Source organism: Sphingobacterium sp. FBM7-1, assembly GCF_020687765.1.
Taxonomy (GTDB): Bacteria; Bacteroidota; Bacteroidia; order Sphingobacteriales; family Sphingobacteriaceae; genus Sphingobacterium.
This window is the reverse complement of record NZ_JAJEWJ010000002.1, coordinates 160774-183709: the sequence shown is the minus strand read 5'-3', so window position 1 is coordinate 183709 and position 22936 is coordinate 160774. Positions and strand designations below refer to the sequence as shown.

Sequence of the window (22936 nt, the reverse complement as noted above, 5' to 3'; positions counted from 1 at the left end):
TTTTTATTGTTGAACAGAAAAATCAAAATACAAGACCATATGCAGTGCACGCAAAGGCTCCTTCTCAAAATCGTAATAAACATGTTTCATACCCATGGGTCCCGTCGTTTCCGGCTTCTGCGTCTTCGTACCGATCGCGGAAATTCCGTTCATGAACGAGATATCACCGTTCGGAAAGGTAGGCTCCATGTTTTTCCAGTCGGTATCCTTTTGTTCTCTCGGCGTAAACAAACGTAAGAATACATCTTCTCGATCAGTAAACACCAAAAATGACTGCTCGTCGGTAATAAACTTCGTCCAATACATATTACTGTGATAGCCCTTAAACTCCGGATATTCGAATGGAATCTCGCCGGTAGCTGCATCATTGTAGTCTTTCTTCCACACACCAAACTGATTTCCCTTCATTCGGTTTTTCCATACCCGGTATGGCCCCATACCCATGTACTCCACCCCTTTTATCTTCTCTTCCGGAAATGAAAAATTGACGCCTACAAACTTCGTGAAGTATGCTTCTGGGAAATATTGCACATGCATTTTTACCTGCCCCGAAGGATAGACTTCCCACGTCAACGTGTTATAGCTTTCTTTTCGATCGAATGTAGAAGCAATAACGACTTTGTCATCTTCCTGCTTCACCGTGAAATTTTTGAAATTCGTTACCGCCTCTTGTATGGTAGGACCGTTATGAAAAGGAATGACGCCTTTGGCATTCTTAACCTCTTCCAACAAGCCATTTTCTTTATTAAAGCGTACGGTAACACCATTTGCGGTGACGACGAAGTGGGAAGCTGTTTCATCCAGCGCGATACGCGAACCCGACTTCTCTTTTAAAAGTTCCGCAATTTGATTTGGACGACTGATGGGGAAACTCCAGGTAAAGATTTCCAAGCCGTTAACATCCTTAGCAGTTATGTAAAGCACATCATATTCCTGCCAATCTGCTGGGAAATCGAGCTTTAGGACCCCACGGTGATACGGTTCAATATCAGGCGCGGCAATTGTGCCGTTGTGACTGCCTTTATCCTCTCCGTACTGGCCCAATCTTCTCAATTCATAGCTAAATGAACATTGGTTTGTGTTGGTGAATGAATAGCGATTTTCGATATTAAACGCTCCATCGAAGCCTGGGGTCATTTCCCTTCTTTCAAAAAATATGGGGCTCCATACTTCCTTAATCGTATAGAAACTACCTTCCTTCTCGTAATAAGGCCCAACGATGCCATCTGCACCGTGATTACCGTCGGTATCAATAATATTATTTTTATCCGTCCGGACTAATCCCTGATCTTGGAAATCCCAAAGAAATCCCCCGGCTGACAAGGGATTCGCCCACATTGCTTTCCAGTAATCTTCAATACCTGCTCCATGACCTCCATCCCACATCCCATGTAAGAACTCTGTAGGCATCACAATATTACGACCATGGTCATAGGTTCCTATACCATAGTTAAATTCCCTATAATGCGTCGTTTCGAAACCACCATATACTGCCCAGGGATAAATTAACGGACGTTTTTGAATGTCGTAAGCAAAAAATATACTGTCTAGTTCGGGGTTATGTCCACCCTCATTTCCATTTGCCCAAAAAATAATGGAAGGATGATTTTCCGATACGACCATCATCTCCTTCAAGAGTTTTGTGCCTGTAGGTGTATCATAATATCCGTGCCATCCCCCCAATTCATTCATTACATACAAGCCCAAGGAATCACAAACTTCTAGAAAATGGTTATCAGGCGGATAATGCGCCATCCGCACGGCATTCATATTCATTTCTTTCATCAGCTTCACATCGTGAATGCTGATGTCTTTACTCGTCGTACGACCGGATTCGGGATGGAAAGAATGCCTATTGACACCTTTGAACTTTATTTTGGCTCCGTTGATATAAACCCCGTCGCGTTCCCGTACTTCAACCGTTCTGAAGCCAAACCTCTGCATTTTCTTATGCAATGCCTTTCCCTTCTTCAGTAGCGTAATGTGAGCCTGATAGAGATTAGGAAATTCCGACGACCATAACGCCGGATCCGCGAACTGTCCGTTCACCTCCGCTACATCGTTCTGAAAGCGTGCGGACAGGACTTCCCCATACGGCTGACCCTTCGCGTCCTTTATCTGCACGTGAATTTCATCCGCACCACCACTTTGCTGTATTATACTACGAAACTTTCCGTCAGCTTTCGCATCGATCGATACACGATCTATATGGCTTTGCGGTAACGCCTCTAAGTAAACGGGACGGTAAATACCTCCGAAAATCCAGTAGTCCGCCTCTCGCTCAGCCTCATTGACCGATTTGTTCGCCGAGTGCTTAGCTACCGTAACTTCCAGCGTATTGTCTCCCTTATAATTAAGCAGCTTGGATATATCGTATTTAAAAACGTAAAACGACCCTTGGTGAATTTCTCCAGCCGATTTTCCGTTGACTTTCACTTCCGCATCGGTCATAACCCCTTCAAAGACCAGATTAACTACTTGACCTTTCCAAGCTTTGTCTACGGTAAACGTATATTTATATAAGCCTTTTTCTTTGCCTTTATTCTCTTCTTTGTTAAACCCGTAATTGTATTTCCCAAACCCATACATTTCCCAATTCGAAGGAACAGGTATTTGAGACCATTTTCCGGAATTCATTCCATCGGTAACGAAGAAATCCCACAACACGCCATCATCTTTACCTTTTCCAGATAAATACTGTGTTTGTGTGGTTTGTGCATAGGATAACGGTAATCCTATCAACCACAAACACAACATCCATACGCATTTAAAACTATGCTTCATATCCATTTTTTCGGTTAATCTTTAATTCAATTTTTCTGCCTGAAACGTGGAGATTGCATATGCAGCTTCTTCCCCAATTCCATCGGCATCTTTCACATCAAAATGCTGATCCGTCGGCGTATCCGCATCTGGGTAGCGACGCGTTTCCCCTGTACGGAACGTCACGCGACTAATTTCGTGCACAGGTTGAAAAAACAACCGTGTTCCTTTATCTGCACCATTAATTTGGATCGTATAGGAACGTGTGCGTACATCTGCAGTCAATACGATATCATACGTTTTCCCTGCTTCGTAGCCTTGCACTCCCGCCATCCGGTAGCCGGCTTTATTCGAGATCTGCCCTTCTTCGTCAAAAACGAGACGTGCAGCTGCTTGCCCAAGATCGTTGACCAATTCAATCTCCAAACGACCATGATCCGTTTGTTTCGGAGTCACCGTGAAAGCCACCTTTACTCTCGTAGAAGAAGGAATCACCCGTTCTGCCTTCGCATGATCAAATGGATCTTTATCTTTAAGCAACAAGGCATTGTTGTCCAATTTTACCGGTGCCCAAAGCGGACTATAGATATTCCAATGTTGGAATACCTCTACCCCATTTTGTGCGAAATCATCGTTTACATTGCCTTCAACTGTCCCCGTAACGGGTACAGGCACTTTTGACACCCACATGTCCTCCTTGTTGACACTATAGGTAACCCACATATTTTTATCAGGGGTCACACCATTGCCTTCCTGGATTCCTCTAGGGTACTGCGGACCATACGATTTATAGTTTCCGCCGTAACGCATCGTCGTAATCTCCCCATGGATCAGCAGTAAATCGGTATATGTCAAACCGTCATCACTGGTGGAAACTGCTAAAGGCCAACGAAACTCTGAGGGATTGTAAACCGTAGCAAAGCGATTATCCGCTGTACGTTGTCCCCAAATTTTAGCGTTACTATTGACAAAACCCGGCGCCCGCAACGGCTCGTATGCCCAAGTTTTACCCTGATCTTTACTGACAGAAGTCAATGCGTGTTTCCACATACCGACCACATTTCCATTATCTAATGTATAATAAGCAAATGCTTTTAACGGACGGTTATAAGGGATTAAAGGATCATTCCGATCCGCCTCTTCTACCCACTGCATCATTTGCAAAGGCTGTTTCATTAACTCGTTACAGGCTTCTACAAATGCCTTATCTTTACTTTTCGTGTATAAGGGGTATTTCGCTTTTTTCTGATCAAATGAAGCATTAAAGCGGATAAAATAAATCGGTCCGAAAGAACCGTCCTTTTTAATTTCCCGCACAACGCGCCCAACACCATACCCATCGTTCGGACTATCTTTTGCATCCAGCGCTACGCCGTAATATCCAATGGTTAAGAGTTTCCCGTTTTTAGCGGTATAAAAGCCCATACGCTGGTGCATAATAGCGTACAGATCTTTCCCTGCTTTGTCGGAACGGCCAGGTTTCGTAAAGCCTTCGGGTACCAGATAAGGCGGAAACAGCTCCGCCGGATCTGACCAGGTGTAACCGTCCTTCGACGTTTGTAGGGAGGTAATCCCTTCGGCGATGTGCTCGCCCACCGGATTACTTAAAAATTGTAGATAATAGGTATCGTTCCAATATGCGAGAAACGGCTGATGATTATAGGTAAAGTTTAAGCCGCCGGCGCGTTCCGGAAAAGCCCTGTTTGCCCGAAAGGTCTGTATATTATGAGTACCCACAGCAGGTTTCAATTGTCCATGGTGATAATCCACGTTGGATAAGGTCTTTCCCACGTAGGTCATCGTGTCTTGTGCCGTCACATACTGTGCCGTACATAACAGGGCGATACCTAATATTGTTGATTTCATTTAATTATCCTATTTTATTTGTCGATGAGCACTCTCCCGATAATATCGGGATCGGTTTCATGCTTATTTTTTTTACGCTTTACTCGTCACTTATTACTCATCACGCGCTAACAATCGCTCCAAATCCTTTTTCGAAGCTTTGAAAATCGTACCGTGTTTATGTCCTTGCGGAACCGAAATTTTATGATTAGCGTTTTTGAACGTTTTGAAATCCGTGGTCGATACCGCTTCATAACTCATCGTGCCATACGAATCAAAATAAATAAGCCATTCCCCATCGAGTTTCACGACCGAAGGCCCCTCTGTTTTAAATCCGCTATAGGGTACTGATACGTTTTCGTACGGTCCTAATGGATTATCCGCGAAAGCCACTTTCAGATTTCGGTTGGGACGCGTATTATCTTTCAGTACCAATACATAATCGTTCTTATCTTTTTTTACGATCACCGCATCGATGATGCTGAAACCAGGATCTGAGAATAATTTTGTTTCGGTAAACGTCTCAAAATCTTTTGTGCTGGTGTAATACATCCGATGGTTGTTGCGTTCTTCCTCTTCTCCTCGCGGGAAGCGTTCGGGAATGGTAGACGCCCAGATAATGATATAGCGGTCTTCATCCTCATCATAGAACAACTCCGGCGCCCAGATATTTACCGTCGTTTCCTCATGCGCCATGACCGGAACGATTTTCTTATTCTCCCAATTTATCAGGTCTTTCGAAGAAGCATAGCCAATTCCCTCGTTTCCTTGCCAACCAATGGTCCACACCAAATGGTATACGCCATCTTTACCGCGCACCATCGAAGGATCCCGCATAATTTTTTGCTCGCCTAGTTCCGGCTTCAGAAAAATGCCATCGATCGCCGTCCAGGAATAACCATCTTCGCTGTAGAGATACTGTAATCCGCCGTCGGCAGGCTCTCTAAAAGAGGTGTACATATAAACATCCCTTTGGCAAGATGCCAAGAGGGATGCTATTAACACAACAACTAAAATATTTAATCTTCCTTTCGTCATTTTACAAGCTGTCTAAAATCAGTACCCAGTCATTCCCATCTCGTTCCCCACCTTCTGGTTTGAATGTCTGCACACCTGTATTTGCCACTTCTCCAATTACAGTCGATTCGCCCGTACGCGGATCATACCAAGATGCTTTTACCTTATCTCCCTTAATTTTCCCCATATTGATTTTCATCTCCCTACCGTTGTAGTTGTAGATAAACGCATAATCATCAGTCCGGGTTGCCAGCAAACGGTTATATTTTTCGCCGTTTTCAGCGATTAAGCTTTGATCTGGTACGCGATCGAAATAGCCGTCTCTCGATAAAATAAGTTTTTTCAAGTATTGCATTTGTCCGGCTCCAGGTGCATTGAGTCCTTCTGTCCAGAGTTCGGACGATCCATAAGCCGTGGTAGAATCCGTTGCTGAATGCATCTGCATCACCGAATTCTGTCCGTAGGTATATCCAAAAGCACCCGCGAACACGGACCAATATCCATAACGGCGTACATCATGATCCAGCCAGCGTGGCTCTTCAACATCGTGCAGTCCTTGTGGAATACCTTCGTAGGACGGTTCACCGTCGATAGACGGCTTTACCGGATTTAATGCCCAATCCACCTCCATAAACTTCCAGTTGTCTTCACCGTAGTGTTTCTTTTCATTGCTCGATGTGTCCTGATCGTATCTTCTATGTCCGGACTGCACCATATTAAAATCCAACCAAGGTTCGTTGTGGAACCAATCGGAAGAAGCTGTTCTGCCGCGGGGGTGGTAGGTCATCAAGTGGTTTTTATCAATGGCTTTGATCGTTTTCCCCATCTCCAACCATACTGCTGTAGAATCTGATCCCGGGATATCTCCTCCATTTAACCAAATGATATTGGATCTATCTTTCCAACGCTCTGCTAAAAACGTTGCGTATTTCGTCGTCTGTTCAACAGAAACTTTCCCCTCTTTAACATTCGTACCCCAAACCGGCACCAAAGCCATATATAACCCCTTTTCAGCCGCTTTGTCAATCATATAATCAATATGATCCCAGTAATCGTATTCTTCCGCAACTTCTGGATTATTTCCTTCCGTCACCCAAGGACGAGAGATATCTTTATTTATAATAGAAGAGTCACCATACACATTCACCGAAGGCACCGTATGTAAAACCATCGCCTGCACCACGTTGAATCCTTTCTGACGCCGGTCTTCCAGATAATGATCGGCTTCTTCGCGATCTAGTTTGTTAAATAATAACCAACCCGTATCGCCGAGCCAAAAAAAAGGTCTGCCATCTTCGGTCATTAAATATCGTCCGTTTTCAGATACGCTTAGCGCACTCATCTGAGAAGAATCTCTTCCCTCCTCTGGTGTAGTGGAATTACAGGAAAAAAGTGCTCCTGCAAATGCTAATGGTAACAGTTTTTTGCAAATAGATATCATATTATTTATTAGTTATCCAGACCACCGCTGGTTTTTTATATTTCTTTAAAGTAACACGTTGTCCGGTTTTCACACGTTCTGAGCCAAGAATTTCTCCTGTCTTGGTATCGATATGATACGCTTTATAGTTTCCTTTCCAAGCAGGAATGTCTACCGCAGACACTGTGTTATAGGGGCTATAAATAATAGCCGATTCTTTTCCTTCCAAAAGCCACATCTCTCCCCCACTCTTCGCCCGCATACCAGAAGCATCTTTGGTAAAGCCGGAATGGGCCACTTTTGGAATATTAGCCATCGATCCGCCAGCCATGAATGCGGCCCACGCATATTCAGGATAACTCGTACTGTGATAAACCACTGCTTTATCTGGAAATTTCGTGCGGTATTCCGACACGGCGCGGTAAACCTGTTCTGCCGAAGTTCCTGTTGATTTTAGTTGGCGAGCATGTTGACGCGGAGCTAGATTTTTCCCTCCTTCGGGTGCATATGCTTCACCATTTTTTTGATAATACCAATATCGGATATCGATAACTTGGATTTCTTTCGCGCGTTCAGCGTCCGCTAAGATAGCATCTTGCACATCTTTTGTTGTGCTAAGCCCAATAATTGGTTGAAGACCGGTTTCTGTTTTCCATTCTTTGATCACATCGATCCAAAACTCTACGAAATGCAAAGGACCGGTATACTCTGCACTGATCAACTGGATAACGCCGGTGTTTCCCTTGAAATTATCTAAACATTGACGAATATAAGCTCGGTGCAATTCACGTCGCACCGGATGAGAAACATCATAAAACTGTTCCGCCATAAAAATTCGCTTATCGCCCGCATACGGCACAGGTTCCGGGAAGCCTACATCGTTGATATTGTTTGCCGTACGCCATGGAGAATCGGTATAATGCGCGCCTGCTTCTAGAATATTGTGCTGGAAATAATTTTGATGCAGCAACACCAATCCCTTTTGGTCTGCCAAATCTGCAAATTGTTTAAGGCGATCCCAGTAAAAAAGATTGTATTTTGTTAAATCATATTTCGACAAGCCATCGTAAGCAAGCCCCTGTCCGCTTCTGGCAAAAGGCAGTTCGTAAAACGGCGGCCATACATCCCCGTCCATACGGCGGATACGTTCATGATCATCACGACGTCTATCATACCAAAGGCCGTAATTGTGATCTATGCTCAACACATTTCGGTCGACCATATTATCTGTTACCTCTTGTAGATCATCGGTTAAGCCAGTTCCGATTTCACCCGGCACATAGCGCGTGATATGGGGCTTAGCATCTTTTAGCCCACGAGGTCTTATATTCCCATTCCACCACTGTACATCCATTTTTCGGCCCGTCAATACTTCTTTACCACGGACCAGCCAACCGTTTGAAACCACCATTTCCGCAATACGCAGTGGTGTCGGCTGCTGTGGAACGTCCTTATCCGCTAACACCTTTGCACTTTGTACATCAATGGGCAAAGGATTACGTTCGGAAGCATTAGCGATTAAGTCTTTTAGTTGAGGCGCTGGATCTTTTGCTATTTCAGTGAGTTCCTGTGCTACCGCTATCGACGGACTACTGGATGCCTCCGTACCGATTTCCAACAAAATGCGTCTCTTATCCGCTTCATCCCCAATCCGCTCCTTAAGCTGCGCATAATATAAACTTCTCGGATTGATATGGCTATTTGATTCTGTCCAGTAGGCGTGTCCTTGGAATTGCGCCCAAAGGCCAAATCCCCAATTTTGTGCTGTAGGTGGCTGTACATTTTCTATCAACGCTGCGGTCGATTGCCAGAATACACTGTTTGCAGCCGTCCATCCGGCACCCTTCCCGTCTTGCCCGCGGTTACCGAAACGCAGCGCCTGCCCATCGATATCCACCACATCAAACAACACACCAGAAGCCCAGCTATCGATCGTGCCGCTAAAGCTATACGGCTCTACTGCTTGGCATTGTACGAAAGCATTCGGCCCCGCAGCGGTAAACCCAACCGCAAAATCGTGATAACCATTTTCCGCATATAGCCTTTGAAACAACGTTTGTTGACCGCGCGTGTAAAATGTGTAGCGACGCTGGCCACCAATTTCAGACACCGGAGCTCGGGATATACAATCTTCCACCGTCAATTTACTCGCCGTTTCCTGGGCATATACAGCCGAGCCGGCGAAATGCTTAAACTGCATCCGACGAACCCATACATGCTGCGCATTGCCGATTGTGATGGCCATCCAACGATGATCCTCATCCTTGGGGTTACGCACGTCATAGGTCGATTCCAGCTGTATGTTTTCCACGCCTACCTGTTCGATTCGTCCGTCCCAAGTATATTTTTCGACCGTCGCTCCACCATAACGCTGATCTAATGCCGTCGTGATAGGTGCATCTACCTCCACTAAATTCCCATCTAAACGGACGATCTCCCGATCCCAAGCGCTATTCCAGAACCCCGGCTTCCAACCTAAGAACGACATTTCGCCTCCAAAATCCTCCGCTTGCAAAACCTTAATCCACGCGTCGGTCGAAGGCCGCGTAATCTGAATGCGATCGCCAACCTGCAAACCCTCTACCTTATCCAAATGAAACGTTTTCGCATTTACGGGCACATATTCGTCCTTTACATTGCGCTGTTCTTCGCGCACCATATTCTGCACCCCGGCGACACGAATCAGCGTTTCCCGAGTCGTTCCTGTCCCTACCAATACAGTTCCCTGTCCGGTAAATCCACTTCCCCGCAACACAACTCCAGAAGTATGTAATTTCAACGATCCCTCGATTAAATATTGACCAGCCTGTAAAAGTACAGCTCCTCGCAGCCCTTGTTTGTCCATCGGTAATCTAGAAACATAATCTATGGCTGCCTGGATACGTGCAGTTGCATCGCCAGATCTAATAGGCACCACAATTTTCACGACCGCTTCTGGAATCGCCTTGTTGCCACCTGCGTAACCTGCGTATGAAAAATCAGGGATACGATTGCCTAACGAATCGCTTTGGTAAACCAACTTTCCATCTTTCCAAACTAAAGGCTTTGATACCTCTTGCGCATATCCTACAAAATAGCTCAAGCATAGGAAGAAACACACCAATGGAGATATCTTCCGAATTAAATGCGCATATGTACTTATATTATTCACTCGTCAAACGTTTAAAAGAGACAAACTAAGCTCGAAACTAAGCAGTTATATGAATTATCCAAAACAGCAAGTAGATGTATCTTAGTCTATATCTATAATATACAAACATAGCTATTCGGGTATAGCTATGTTTGTAGTATTTTCTCTAGCTATTGTATTATTTTGTCGGAGGACGGCAAATCACACTTTACGACTCAAACGACAATGGGTGACCAAATCGACAACAGACTAAACAAAGAGAGCGCACAACTCATATCAAGAGTCATGCGCTCGCTTGGACACCTCATAAGATGATACAATTAACTGATCGTATCTACGTTGTTACCCAGATTCCGATAATCAATTTTTTCGGTTGGATTCGTCCCGTTTAAATACTCTTCGACGTTAGTATACCCATCGCCGTCCGCATCCTTAGCCCCATCGGTAGGATCATTCGGATTCAAACCATATTTTTTTTCCCACTCGTCGGGCATACCATCGCCATCCGTATCCACCGGGACCTCAGCCGGATTGTAGGTTAATTCTGGATATCCACCTACTTCAGCAATTTCCTTGATGATACCTGTGGGCGTCGTGGTTTTTCCGCTACGCACCATCTCTACCACCCTTTTATCGACCGCATCTCGTTTAGGCAAGGTAGCGCCCGCTTTTGCCAGCACCGCTTCAAAAGCTTCTTCGGCGGTGTGGTGTGGAGCAACCGGCCAACCGACAAATGGTGTATGCGAGCGTGCATAATCGCTAGGGTCGCTCCCTTCGGGGATGATAGATCCCTCGGTTTTTTTGATGCGCATACCCTCCCAATTGTTATTTGTTACTTCGGCGTTATCGTGCATAACGTTCCCGGCAACATACCATTTCCCGGGTCGGTTCACTTCTTTTTCATACCAATCGCCAGCTGCCCATGCATTTCCCGGTGAGTACATGCTACGTTGTTCGATACGTGCAAATACATCGCGCATATTTTCGTTCGTTGCCGGTCCCGGTTTGAAATAATTATTGATGAAGTTAACTTGTGATGTTTCATCACCACCATCTACCGAACGGTGACGCCAGTTGAAGACCACGTTGTTTCTAAAATCGAACGGACCCGACATCCCAATAGAAGGGTTTCGTGCCGTGTTACTCGCAAAGAGATTGTGATGGAATGTAGATGGATCTCCCCCCCAAGTTCCCCCAAAAGCATGCCCTCTGGCATCCAATGCTTCGCTGGAAATCGTCCATTGTATAGTGATATTACGAGCAGGATCTTTTATTTGCGTACTGCCATCGTGTGACGGTCGCATATGACGATATAAAGAAATATTCTCATCCATCCCCCAACTTGTAGAGCAATGATCGATAATAATATGATGATGTGGATTACCGCCGATATTATCGTCGCCCTGTCCTCCTACCGGAACACCTCGGCGCACCCGCAGATGCCGCACGATAACATTATGTGTATTGATATTTAAGGTTCCGGCAATACAGATACCATCGCCCGGAGCGGATTGCCCCGCGATCGTGACATCGGGGTGGTTAATATTTAAATCGCCTTCCACATCGATCGTACCGGCTACGCGAAACACGACAATACGCGGGCCTTTTGCTTCCAATGCCGCACGGAGGCTTCCCTCGCCACTGTCGTTTAAGTTCGTCACGGCAATCACTTTACCGCCCCGACCTCCAGTCGTAAACATTCCTCCGCCCCACGCGCCTGGAAATGCGGGAATTACGGCTTCGGGTAAGCGCGGTGGATGCGGCGGAATTTGGCCGCGTTCGGGAGTGCTTTGTTGGGCATGAAGGCTCGTTGCCGTAGCCAAAAGCGCCATAAACAACGTACTTTTTTTTATCAAGTTACTTGATCGTGTTCTATTGGTCATCATCGTATCGTATTATTTATCGGTTCAACTAAAACAAATTTAGCCAAAAGAGCCGAAGCATACTTGTAGTATATTCTCCGGCTCTTGTAAGATTTTGTCTCCGGCACTGCCCCTAATAAAAGTATCCTCATCGTTAGTTTTACATTCAGATCAGGGATGGCAGTACCAAATGAGGAGATATCAACACTTGCTTAGAGAAAATGGAATCACCCAAAGCATGTCCAGGAAAGGAAATTGCCTGGATAACGCCGTGCTTGAAAATTTCTTCGGCACATTAAAGTCAGAGCTCTTCTATCTAAAAGAATATGAATCAACTGAACAGTTAAAAAGTGATATAAAAGACTATATCTCCTACTACAACAGAAAACGAATAAAACTAAATTTAAATGAAATGAGCCCGACTGAATATCGAGCTCATTATTACAAATCTAATAACTAAATTTGTCCAAACTTTTGGGGACAGACCATTTTGACACCTTCATGAAATAATAAGTTATAAATAATTATCTACTTCTGAATCTTTACGTACACATTGATATACGACCGGCCGCCTGAGACCTAATCGTCTATATTCTAATAATCCTCCAAATAAATATGCAAAGCTGGGTCATTGACATCATCTATGACAATATGTTCTGTCAATACCGTAGAGTATGGAGAATTAAGATTAACATTACTACCGGACTGGTCATCTGCCCACCAATTAAAATTTAAACCATAGTGAGGTATTAAATTGGACGGCATTAAACGTATCGCAATGTAGTAATTACCAGGTGGCACCCTACCTAAACTGTATGTATTCGGATCATTTGCTTGAGGACTTAGGGTTTGAAAATGATAGTTTTCATAAATATCCTTGTTAAACAATTCAACGTCAAATCCCACAAAGTAATATCCCCAGTAAGATTCGTAGGTCAAAAACACTCGAACGCCATTGGGGTCACTCTGTGCTTTGGCTTTTACAGTAAATGACAATGCAACAAAGATCATCGCAATTGTCAAAAATAATGTTGATCTTTTCATTATAACAAGATTTAAATTTATGGATTAATTATTTACGTTTACTACCGCTATTAATAACCACCTACTTCTGAATCTTTACATCGACACTCACGTAATATCGACCTTGCTGATCTCTTGTAGCTTGGTTAACATACATTGCCCCATATTTTCCTTCGGGCGTTTGGAAATATATCATATTTGCTGCAGCAAGACCTTGCGTGTATTCTACCCCGTCAGTTTGCTCTCGGTTAATAGTTTGATTTAAGGCCTGTTCCTCAATCCTACTTGACGACACCAATGTACGGGTAAACGTAGTATAGGCATTCGAAGCCGTTATAGGCGCACTAAATTTCGTTTCACGTTTCGTCCAATTGGAAACATCATAAAATTCGACAGGATACTCATCTACCGTAAGTGCGTACAAATTATACACCAAAAACGTAGAATAATTAGCTCGGCTATCGTATTGCGTATCAATGCCGAAATCTATCTGATCGGAAACAGCAACTGCTTCATCGTACGTATATGTCTGTCCGGTACTCAGCGATATAAAACTGGGAGAAGGATTGTCCAAATCCGCATTAACGCGCGGTGCATACAACCTTCTGTCCGCGAAAAGCGTATAGCTCGGCGCGCCTTCCACCGTAATGGAGGTATACCCGTCTCCTATATACACATTTTCTTCATTCTTAGCATAAAAGCGGAAAGTCATTTTTCCATCACGCCGCATCTTAAACTTCACTACTCCCGAATAGGAACGGCGTTCGGCCTCGGTCACTGGAATCTCTCGCTGTGAATAAGTTCCGGTACCGTTGGTGCTATCCACCACCACCGACATCATATCTTCATTAGGCGAATGAACCGTATAGTAAATATGCACACTATCCCCGTCATTGACAACCGCGTCTTCCACAATAGCATATTGACTGTTATTGTGAAAGGTAACCTCCACATCAAACATGTTAAATATGCTTTCTGATTCCACTTTACAGGCACTAAAGACCAGTAATATGCAAAAAAAAGGAAGGATTCTTCTAATATTTATCTTCTTCATCATTTATTATTTAAATCAATTATCAACGTCCTCTTAATCATCTAGGGGATCAAAAGTTCCACCTTCCCAGCCAATAGTCGTTTCGATGTTCACTCCTCTACGGACAAAGTCATTGTGGAATGTGTAAAAATTATGATACTCGGGTATATTCATCGCACGAAATCCATTTCCCTGCGGGACAATGTAATGCGGTTGGAAATATTCCAAATACACATTTCGGTCATTCAAATCCAATCCGTCGCGAAATGGTTGTCCTGTATCCGGGTCAATTGCCTCAAGCTCGTTAATCTTTGCGGTTCGGTCGGCGCCAGTTTCACCCGCGACTAAAACTTGATAAACTTCCAGGAACTCCCCGGTTAGCTTATGCCAGTTTCGAGTACGGCGCAAATCAGAAGTGCGTTTATTTTCAAAGGAAAATTCCACCATACGTTCGTTAAGTAATAAATTCCGCATTTGCTCAATACCGGCAATATTTCCCAAACCATAATCATTACTTCCCTGCTCAATACCGGCTCGTTGGCGAATTTGACGTACCATATCTTTAGCCGTAGCCATATCACCAGTTTCATTGGCACAATCTGCTAGGTTCAACATAACCTCTGCAAAACGCATCTCGATCCAGTCCATACCGCTTCCGCCCCGTCCATCGGTATAGGGAACAGCCGCCTCCGCTAAGCCGGGTGTACTAAACTTTTTACAGTAAACTGCCCAGTTTCCACTTTCCGCACGACCATTGTTAGATGCACCTTCGTAATTCCATTGTCGACGCCCTGTCTTGCCACTAAGCTCCCACACACTGCCATTATAGGCCATTGTTGCTTCAAAACGCGGATCTCTATCCTTCCAGAACAACACATCGTCGTAAGCATAATTTCCTGTTTCGTCAATTCTATTGCCATCTTTCATCGGGTATGCACGAAGCAGTTTTACAGTTGCACGGTATCCGCTATGTGATCCGGAATTCTGGTTCTCAGAACGCGGACGCACTCTCCTTTCTTCATCATGTCCTCGACGTTGACGCGTACTGGAATAAGGTCGGGAGATCAAGGTTTCTGTATTGGCGGCCCCTTGAATACGAAATATCTCCGCATAATCGTCAACAAGGCGTTTACCGACGGATAAACCAATGTCATAAGCCTCTCGGTTTGCAGCCAACGCTTCGTTCCAACGCGAAATATCATAAGGATGTGCCGGATCGTCTAACGGATTGAACTGTGGACTTGCCCAATACAATAGGGCTTTTCCTTTTAATGCCGCAGCTGCGGCATAGGTAATCCGTCCCCAATCTTCGCCACTCCATGTTACGCCTTCGAGGTACTGCATGGCATGATTCAGGTCATCCACGATTTGTGCGAAACAGAGTCTTGCACTGGAACGGCCGTCGGTCATGACCGCATCAGGGTCCTGAGGTTCCAGCACCAGCGGTACACCTCCGTATACTTTCACCAATTCAAGGTACACCATCGCCCGCAAAGCATAATACTGTCCTAACATCGGGTATTTAGTCTCATCCGGAATCATACTTTCCGGTAAATATTTAATCGCATTATTACAACGAGCAATATCCATGTATCGATTGTCCAAATAGTTTTGATTATAACTATTTCCTACATATCGCACATCATGATTAATCAACGCATTGCCAGCAATTCCCATCGCTTGGGCGCCATACGATCCATTGGAAGCAAAAAAATGTTCGTCGCTAACCAAGTGTATATCGAAACGGGAAGGTACCGTCTGCCAAGGAAATCGAGGAATTATCAACTCATAAGCTTTGTTTAGGTGCATGTTCACGGCACCTTCGGAATTCCATAGGAGTTCACTACTCATCCCTCCTCTATCCGGCAAGATAAAGAAATCATCGTTATTGCAGGAAAACAAGACGGCTGAAGACAGAGCCACTAACAGCCCTTTTCTTATCCTAATATATATATTCTTCTTCATGTCTACTTATCTTAATTAAATCTTATAAACTAGCACTTAAACCTACAGAAATTGTCCGTACCGTCGGGTAATTATACACTCCGGACGAGTATGGATCCTTATAACTAAACGGGTTCACCAAGGTCCATAAGTTATTACCTGTCAAAAGGATACGCCCACTACCTAAGCCTATTCGGCGGGCAAGGTTCGACGGAATGGAGTAACTTAATGTCATGTTGTTCACCCGTATGGTTGTTCCACCTAGCGCCCAGATATCGGCATTGTCGTTGATCAAGGGGTCATCCGCCCTCGGGTATTTCCCATTCATCGGATCATCGGGCGTCCAGCGATCATGCCAAAACGCGGGTACATTGGTATCCGGCTCTGGCTTTGATCGAGCCCGGCTATCAACAAAGACCTTCCCGCCGAAACGCGCCATAATATTGGTTCTGAAACTGAAGTTTTTATAACCTAACCCGAGATTTATTCCCGTAGAAAACCTTGGGGTAACGCGATCGAATAACACGACATTATCATTAAAATTAACAACGCCGTCGCCATTGGTATCCTCATAGATCATCCAGCCCACTTGTGGTACGTTGCCGTCAATCGTATAGTTTGGATTCTCTGCTAAGAAAGCATCCAGCTGTTCCTGGGTACGGAACATACCCTGCGTACGGAAGCCAATATTCGCGTTCGTGTATCGACGAGGATCAACCCCGAAGCTTGTTCCCAGCCAATTTCCACTTGCGCGATCTGTTTCGATAAAGTTGTTTTCATTATAAAGCATTTTGGTGACGATCGAATTCCCCCAACCGAAGTTCATTCCCGCATTGATACTCCAGTGGTCGGCTACTTTGGTATTGTAGCCTATAGAGAATTCCGAGCCCCAGTTATAAGCTTCCCGATAATTGACAGGGGGGGCAATGATACCGGAATACAGCGGATTGGTTTGATCTGTACCTTTGTCAAAACCATCAAAAGTTTTGTTCTGGAAGAACTCCATGCCGATGTTCAGTTTATTGTTCCACATGGTGGATTCTATTCCAAAGTTAAAAGAGCGTCTTTTCTCCCAAGTAATATTCAAATTCGGATAAGATTTAGGGTTTAAGCCAACACCGTAGTTATCATTGCCAAACATATAACCGTTATTTAGATCTACAAGATAACGATCTTGCCAAAGACGTTCGCCCACCCGGTCGTCACCGGTAATTCCCCAATTTACTTTCAGTTTAAGGTGGTTCACAAAGGAAATATTATCTTTAAAGAAGTTTTCCTCACTGATGTTCCAGCCTGCCCCTACACTTGGGGACCAGCCCCAACGATTGCCTGTAGCAAAATTGGACGAGGCATCCAAGCGTGCTACCACCTGTAGAATATATTTCTTCTGATAATCATAACTTAAGCGCCCAAAGCCAGATCGTTTGGTGGTTTTTCCTATAGAACGCCCACTCAATTGCAGTAAAGTCGGATCAAATGCCCAAAAATCCATATTATCGAGAACCTCCTGGTTATCCCAACGCACACCTAAGAGTTCATTGTTCGATACCGTTTGTTCTCCCCCCACAATGACACCTAAAGTGTGATCGGCGAAGGTATTGTTATAGGATAGCGTAACAAAGCCTTGATACCCGCCATTGTTGGATAAGGTCGAACTTAAGTTAGCGCTGGATGCCGGGATTACCCAGGTGTAAGGCGTACTGCCGGCCTCCAGTGAACTCGAAAACAATTGATCATTATTCCCCATCCTGACGAAGTTCCACAGTTGATAAGGCGCGGTATATTGTTCTCCGCTAGAATTCCCTCCGCGTTGCGATACCTGAAATTTCGCATTAAAACCCTTCAGAAAAGAAGGCTCCCAAGTTAAACTGGCATTAATGCTATAATCCTGTGACTTCCGGGTTTCCATATATCCGGAATTGAGAATAGCCAGCGGATTACTTCCTCTACCGGCGATATTTACCGGAAGGCCGTCAATATACATAGGCACCCAATCTGGAGTCGATATCATCCTTGAATAAAAATCGGCGTCCGTTTCATTACCCAGTTGATTTTGGCTTTCCCGTATATTATGATTAACGTTAAAGGCAATATCGGCTTTCAGACCGTCTACAATGGTGGTCGACAGGCCACTTCTCAAGGAGTACTTATCATTTTTCATTCCAGCATAATTGGCATTCTGATTCTGAAAACTCCCCCCTACAAAGAAAGTCGTTCGTTCGCCTCCGCCGGATATACTTAGGTTATGACGCTGCATAACCGCCGGTTTCCAAAGTTGGTCGTACCAGCTATCTACGTCCAAGCCCCTAATGTAAGCGAGGTCTTCATCCGAAAACATCCTGCTCGCCGGCGCATTGCCTACGAAATAACTTTCGTTCAAAAATTCTGCTAACTCATACGCCGAAAGGAAATCCGGATGTCTGGCCGCATCGTTGATACCGACGTAGCCGTTGTAGGAAATACTGGGCTTCCCTTGTTTCCCTCGCTTAGTCGTTACGAGCACTACACCTTTTGCACCAGCTGCACCGTAAATGGCTGCCGAAGCATCTTTTAGGAAGGTAATATTGTCTACCATGGATGGATCTAGCGCGTCGAACACATCGCTAGACACCGTGATTCCATCCACAATATAAAGCGGTTCGGATGTCGATCCAATGTTTGCCGCCTGCTGACTGGTAGAGGCTCCCCGGATATTCAAGGAAATTCGTGCACCGGGCCGGCCCGAAGCTTCACTTACCCCTACCCCGGCAATCTGGTTGCGCAAAGCACCGGCAATATTTGGTGCCGGAATATCCATCAGCTCCTCTCCTGTTATCGTCGCCACGGATCCCACAATTTCGGAACGCTTCTGCGTACCGTATCCTGTTACAATGACTTCTTCTATAGCGTCGCTGGGTTTCAGCTCTATCGTAATACTTGTCATCCCGGCGACATCTACTTCGTATACGTCATAGCCAATATAGGTTACTACGATGGTTGTATTTCTCTCCGGAAGGTTAATCCGAAATGTTCCAGTTTCATCAGTTGTTACACCTGATTTTGTTCCCTTCACCAGCACCGTAGCCCCAACCACCGGGTTCCCTTCTTGATCCACTACTTTACCCGTTATATTGACCAGTTTCTCTATGTTCGTCAGCTCTGGGATCCCCCTTTCCATTGCTCCCACACGTATTCCTGGAGTGGCAAGCAAACAGGCCAGCAGCACATTTCGAGTTCCCCGTAGAAAACTCGACGGTATATCTGCTCTATTCTTCATATATCTTATTTTAAGTTTATTCATTCTACAAATAGGTTCCAACTTTTTATATTACACCATTCATCATTTTATTAAGCTATTCAAATAAACTTCCAGATTCGTATAATGATCAGTAAAAGCAAAAGCATTACCATCCGAAGGATCTGCTGGATCCAAACCTAATTTACGTTCCCAATAATCTGGCATTCCGTCGCCGTCAGTATCGACGAAGGCTTTGCCACTCTCATATACAGGATATCCACCAACCGCGTCGGGCGAGTCAATCATACCAAGACCGCCGTGGTTTCCTGTTCCAGAGGCATTGCCGTTCCGTGTTTCCTCCACGACACGCATGTCCACGGCATCTCGCCTTGGTAGTGTTGCTCCCGCACCAGCCAGCACATCCAAATAGGCCTGTGCCGCACTTTTCTCTGGCAATTCCGCAAAACTTTCCACCGTAAAGGCGGCGTCCATTCTCACTTCACTTTTCAAGGCTTCTGGAAATTCGTCCCGGTTCAAGCCCAACCAATTGTCAGCGGTCATCTCTGTCCGACCATCCATCATATTTCCGGTCAGATACACCTGACCAACACCAGTCGCTAAGTCCGCATTATAGCTTGTTCTCATAAAGTGTATACCTCGGTCAGGCGTTGCAGGCCCCGGTTTATAATAGTTATTAACCATATTAATCTGGGAAGAACCTCCCGGAAGTTCCACCAGTCCGCCATAACAGCCCAGGTTTCCGCCCCAGTTGTATATGACATTATTTCGGTAGTCTACCCTAGCTATCGTATCGTGTGCGCGCGATCCATTAAAACCTAAGGTACGACTCACATTATGCGCAATTAGATTGTGGTGGAAGGATGAAGTCGTTCCTCCCCATATACCTCCGTATCCACGAACCCCCTTCTGATGCCCTGCATCGTACAGCCCCTCGCTGACAATACACCATTGAATAGTAACATCTCTAGTGTCATAGGTAGCCACACATTCCTCATTCGCCCAACCAAAGGAACAATGATCGATGATAACCGTGTGATAATTCTCTAAGTTAAACCCATAGCTCCCCTTTGGATCTTCCGTGCCCGGACGGGAACGAATATAGCGCACGATGATATTTCCATGATTACCTCCTTGACTTTGTACTCTCGCGCCATTAAATATTAAAGATCCCCCGGATATACAAATGCCGTCGCCCGGCGCCGTTTGACCAGCTAGTGTAATATCTGAGCGACTTACCTTAATGTCGGATGACAACTCAATCAAGCCGCCAACCTTAAATACGATGGTAATTGGTTCGTCAGGATACTCCATGAACGCCTGACGCAAGCTTCCCGGCCCGCTATCAAGCAAATTCGTAACCGCAACAACTTTCCCACCACGCCCACCAGTGGCTTTGCTCCCATAGCCAAACGCTCCTGGGAACGCTATCCCGGGCGTACTATCATCGATATCCAATGAAATCTCCGCTTCAGGATCTTTTTCGAAAAAAGGAGCTTCCCCTTCTATACGTTCCTTGTCACAGCCTATTAGCGCCGAGGAAAGGAAAAGTATAGCTGTTATAACTATATATTTCATATTCATTTTTATTCTTTTCATTTTGCTTATTTTACAAACTCTATTCGCTTATATTTCACTAAGGTCTCCAACGCAAGTCTCCAGTACCTTGCAAATCTTCGACCTGCACCGTAAAGTCTCCGTTATTAGGAGCGACAAATACCTGCGCTGCACCTGCTGAATGCAAGCCTACTCCGTTTATCAAGTCTCCCCCAAAATCGCTGGTGGCGTAGCTATTTTCAACGCTAATCGATGGGCTACCACCTCCTCTGAGGCTTCTTGAGGAACTAGCCGGGCCAAACAATACGTTGCTGATGGTCACTCCAGATGTGATTGACGGTCCATTATAATCAATCACATACTGACCGCTTCCGGGGGATTGATAGAGGGTTAGATTCTCCAAAGTAATAGATCGTGAATTACTTTTACTGACGACTAGTCTGTTTGCGTTAATAATGGTACTGTTGGAAATACGTATATCCTCTAAGCTAGCCAAGGTATTATCAACGTTAATCACACCATAACCGCCGATATCCTTCACAATGGAATTATTCAAGATAAAGGTTCCGACATTTTTTTGATTGTTATCCTTCATTCGTACTGCGCCTCGATGATTATTTATCCGACAAGCTTCAATCTCGATAGCACCGACGTTTGATGCTGGGGACAGGTTAAACACATAGGTTGATTCTATATTGCCGGTAATTTCTACATCCTCGAATTTGACCAACGCTATAGTCGCCGCCTCCGCTACATCGAAAGAAGACGTCATGGTTATACGTGCTTGCGCCCCGAAGCCTGGTTCCGACATGATGGTTACATCGCGGTCTAATCTAAAGTTTCCCTCAATGGCATAGGTCATACCACGCCTCAGTACAATCGTACTACCGCTCGGCACCGTGTTCAACGTGGAAGCCAATATAGACGGATCCTCTGATGTCCGTAAATCCACATACCCCATTCCGTCAACCGACGACTTAGTGGTAAAGGTTAATGCGCCCATACTTCTGTCACCGGCGAAAAGTGTTGCGGAATAATCCTGACTAGACGACAAGCCTTCTAGCTGGATTGATGGTTCGCTTCCAGAAGACAGGTTAACAATACGGTCATTATCTTCATCTCCCGACGAAACCACTAAGCGTGTCAATTCATCGTTCGGCTCCCAATTTAGCACCACAGCATTATCTGTCAATTCCCAAACTTTTACTGTACGGAATAAGTTAATTTCGGGCAACTCATCCAAGATAAAAAAGCTCGGACTGCTTATCCATCCGGATCTTGCGGTCGACGTACCAGCATAAGCGCGAACCCGGGCATAATAGGTATCCAAAGGGATTATATGCTCTTCATTCAGAAAAAGATAGGCTGAATCTACGACTCCACTGTATGCTAATTTAATAGGATCTGTAAACGTCTCATCCAAAGAAACCTGCACCTCATAATGTACGTCAGGTACATAATCACCCTGCCACGCCGTATGCGCTTTATCCCAAGTCAACGTTATAGCTGTATCTACGTTGATAAACTCGATCCGCCCTGTCATCTCCGTCAAACTCGAGGGCGGACCTAGCGCCGCATTCTTATTACACGCGTAAATAGACGCGACCAACAGAAGAAGCAAAAACATCCTGCCAAACGAAAATACACTACCCGTAAAGTTCTTATATCTCATCTTTTTAGGTTTTTTATTATTCATTAAATTATACTTTAGGTTACTAAATTACATTCCTTTAAATAATCCGCAGCCACATAGCGACAACATACCATAATCAAGAACCACCAATAAGATAGTCGATTATTTATATACGGAACAACTATCGACGATATTCCAAACTGCCAATATTGTACAAAAGACACTAAGCGCGACTCTTATTATTCTTTTAATCTTTACGATTTCTCTATTTGTTAGTACTAAAAAAACGTTTATAATGCTACTTCTTTCTCACCTCTACACATGTATTACTACAAACATGCTATAACTAAATATATAATCGCTAGTCGTTGTAACGAAGTTGATAATAAACGCTGCATATATATTATATTGCATTACCCTTTTATTATAACATATTATCATTCGGACATATATATGACCAATATTTTAAAAAAA

General features: G+C 44.6%; 12 protein-coding genes and 1 pseudogene. 1 reads left to right on the top strand and 12 read right to left on the bottom strand.

All coding sequences use genetic code 11. The annotated features are described in order from the left end of the window. Positions 1-3: 3 nt before the first annotated feature. From LKO28_RS05360 to LKO28_RS05335, 6 genes are all read right to left on the bottom strand, one after another. On the bottom strand, positions 4-2784 hold the full coding sequence (locus LKO28_RS05360; protein WP_227693676.1) for a glycoside hydrolase family 2 protein: 2781 nt from the start codon (positions 2782-2784) through the stop codon (positions 4-6). Between the two features lie 21 nt (positions 2785-2805). Continuing rightward, positions 2806-4629, bottom strand: a complete 1824-nt coding sequence (locus LKO28_RS05355; RefSeq protein ID WP_227693675.1) for an exo-alpha-sialidase — start codon at positions 4627-4629, stop codon at positions 2806-2808. Positions 4630-4722: 93 nt separating this feature from the next. Then, on the bottom strand, positions 4723-5646 hold the full coding sequence (locus LKO28_RS05350) for a glycoside hydrolase family 43 protein (RefSeq protein WP_227693674.1): 924 nt from the start codon (positions 5644-5646) through the stop codon (positions 4723-4725). A 1-nt stretch (position 5647) separates the two neighbouring features. Further along, positions 5648-7066: a glycoside hydrolase family 140 protein gene (locus tag LKO28_RS05345; protein WP_227693673.1), complete on the bottom strand. Its 1419-nt coding sequence runs from the start codon at positions 7064-7066 to the stop codon at positions 5648-5650. A gap of 1 nt (position 7067) precedes the next feature. Continuing rightward, positions 7068-10196, bottom strand: a complete 3129-nt coding sequence (locus tag LKO28_RS05340) for a DUF6298 domain-containing protein (RefSeq protein WP_227693672.1) — start codon at positions 10194-10196, stop codon at positions 7068-7070. A gap of 299 nt (positions 10197-10495) precedes the next feature. Continuing rightward, positions 10496-12061, bottom strand: a complete 1566-nt coding sequence (locus LKO28_RS05335; protein ID WP_227693671.1) for a polysaccharide lyase — start codon at positions 12059-12061, stop codon at positions 10496-10498. A gap of 85 nt (positions 12062-12146) precedes the next feature. Between LKO28_RS05335 and LKO28_RS05330 the strand changes: the two are divergent. Beyond that, positions 12147-12497: pseudogene (locus LKO28_RS05330) on the top strand (transposase); the annotation flags it as partial. A gap of 134 nt (positions 12498-12631) precedes the next feature. On the opposite strand, the gene LKO28_RS05325 reads toward LKO28_RS05330, so the two are convergent. The 6 genes from LKO28_RS05325 to LKO28_RS05300 form a co-directional block, all read right to left on the bottom strand. Next, entirely contained in the window at positions 12632-13081 is a 450-nt protein-coding gene (locus LKO28_RS05325) for a hypothetical protein (RefSeq protein ID WP_227693670.1), read from the bottom strand. 61 nt (positions 13082-13142) lie between these two features. Continuing rightward, on the bottom strand, positions 13143-14117 hold the full coding sequence (locus tag LKO28_RS05320) for a hypothetical protein (RefSeq protein ID WP_227693669.1): 975 nt from the start codon (positions 14115-14117) through the stop codon (positions 13143-13145). Positions 14118-14147: 30 nt separating this feature from the next. Then, positions 14148-16058, bottom strand: a complete 1911-nt coding sequence (locus LKO28_RS05315) for a RagB/SusD family nutrient uptake outer membrane protein (RefSeq protein ID WP_227693668.1) — start codon at positions 16056-16058, stop codon at positions 14148-14150. A gap of 22 nt (positions 16059-16080) precedes the next feature. Then, complete coding sequence (locus LKO28_RS05310) at positions 16081-19293, bottom strand: SusC/RagA family TonB-linked outer membrane protein (protein ID WP_227693667.1); 3213 nt, start codon at positions 19291-19293, stop codon at positions 16081-16083. A 63-nt stretch (positions 19294-19356) separates the two neighbouring features. Beyond that, a complete protein-coding gene (locus tag LKO28_RS05305) occupies positions 19357-20850 on the bottom strand; it encodes a pectate lyase (protein ID WP_227693666.1) in 1494 nt (497 codons plus the stop codon). Positions 20851-20908: 58 nt separating this feature from the next. Then, positions 20909-22501 carry a DUF4957 domain-containing protein gene (locus LKO28_RS05300; RefSeq protein ID WP_227693665.1) on the bottom strand — a complete coding sequence of 531 codons (1593 nt, stop codon included), beginning with the start codon at positions 22499-22501 and terminating at the stop codon, positions 20909-20911. Positions 22502-22936 lie beyond the last annotated feature (435 nt).

Bases quoted from the DNA above. Each gene is read 5' to 3' on its own strand.
- LKO28_RS05355 (WP_227693675.1), bottom strand. From the start codon at position 4,629: ATGAAATCAACAATATTAGGTATCGCCCTGTTATGTACGGCACAGTAT.
- LKO28_RS05335 (WP_227693671.1), bottom strand. From the start codon at position 12,061: ATGATGACCAATAGAACACGATCAAGTAACTTGATAAAAAAAAGTACG.
- LKO28_RS05310 (WP_227693667.1), bottom strand. From the start codon at position 19,293: ATGAAGAATAGAGCAGATATACCGTCGAGTTTTCTACGGGGAACTCGA.
- LKO28_RS05325 (WP_227693670.1), bottom strand. From the start codon at position 13,081: ATGAAAAGATCAACATTATTTTTGACAATTGCGATGATCTTTGTTGCA.
- LKO28_RS05345 (WP_227693673.1), bottom strand. From the start codon at position 7,066: ATGATATCTATTTGCAAAAAACTGTTACCATTAGCATTTGCAGGAGCA.
- LKO28_RS05320 (WP_227693669.1), bottom strand. From the start codon at position 14,117: ATGATGAAGAAGATAAATATTAGAAGAATCCTTCCTTTTTTTTGCATA.
- LKO28_RS05350 (WP_227693674.1), bottom strand. From the start codon at position 5,646: ATGACGAAAGGAAGATTAAATATTTTAGTTGTTGTGTTAATAGCATCC.
- LKO28_RS05315 (WP_227693668.1), bottom strand. From the start codon at position 16,058: ATGAAGAAGAATATATATATTAGGATAAGAAAAGGGCTGTTAGTGGCT.
- LKO28_RS05360 (WP_227693676.1), bottom strand. From the start codon at position 2,784: ATGAAGCATAGTTTTAAATGCGTATGGATGTTGTGTTTGTGGTTGATA.
- LKO28_RS05300 (WP_227693665.1), bottom strand. From the start codon at position 22,501: ATGAGATATAAGAACTTTACGGGTAGTGTATTTTCGTTTGGCAGGATG.
- LKO28_RS05305 (WP_227693666.1), bottom strand. From the start codon at position 20,850: ATGAAATATATAGTTATAACAGCTATACTTTTCCTTTCCTCGGCGCTA.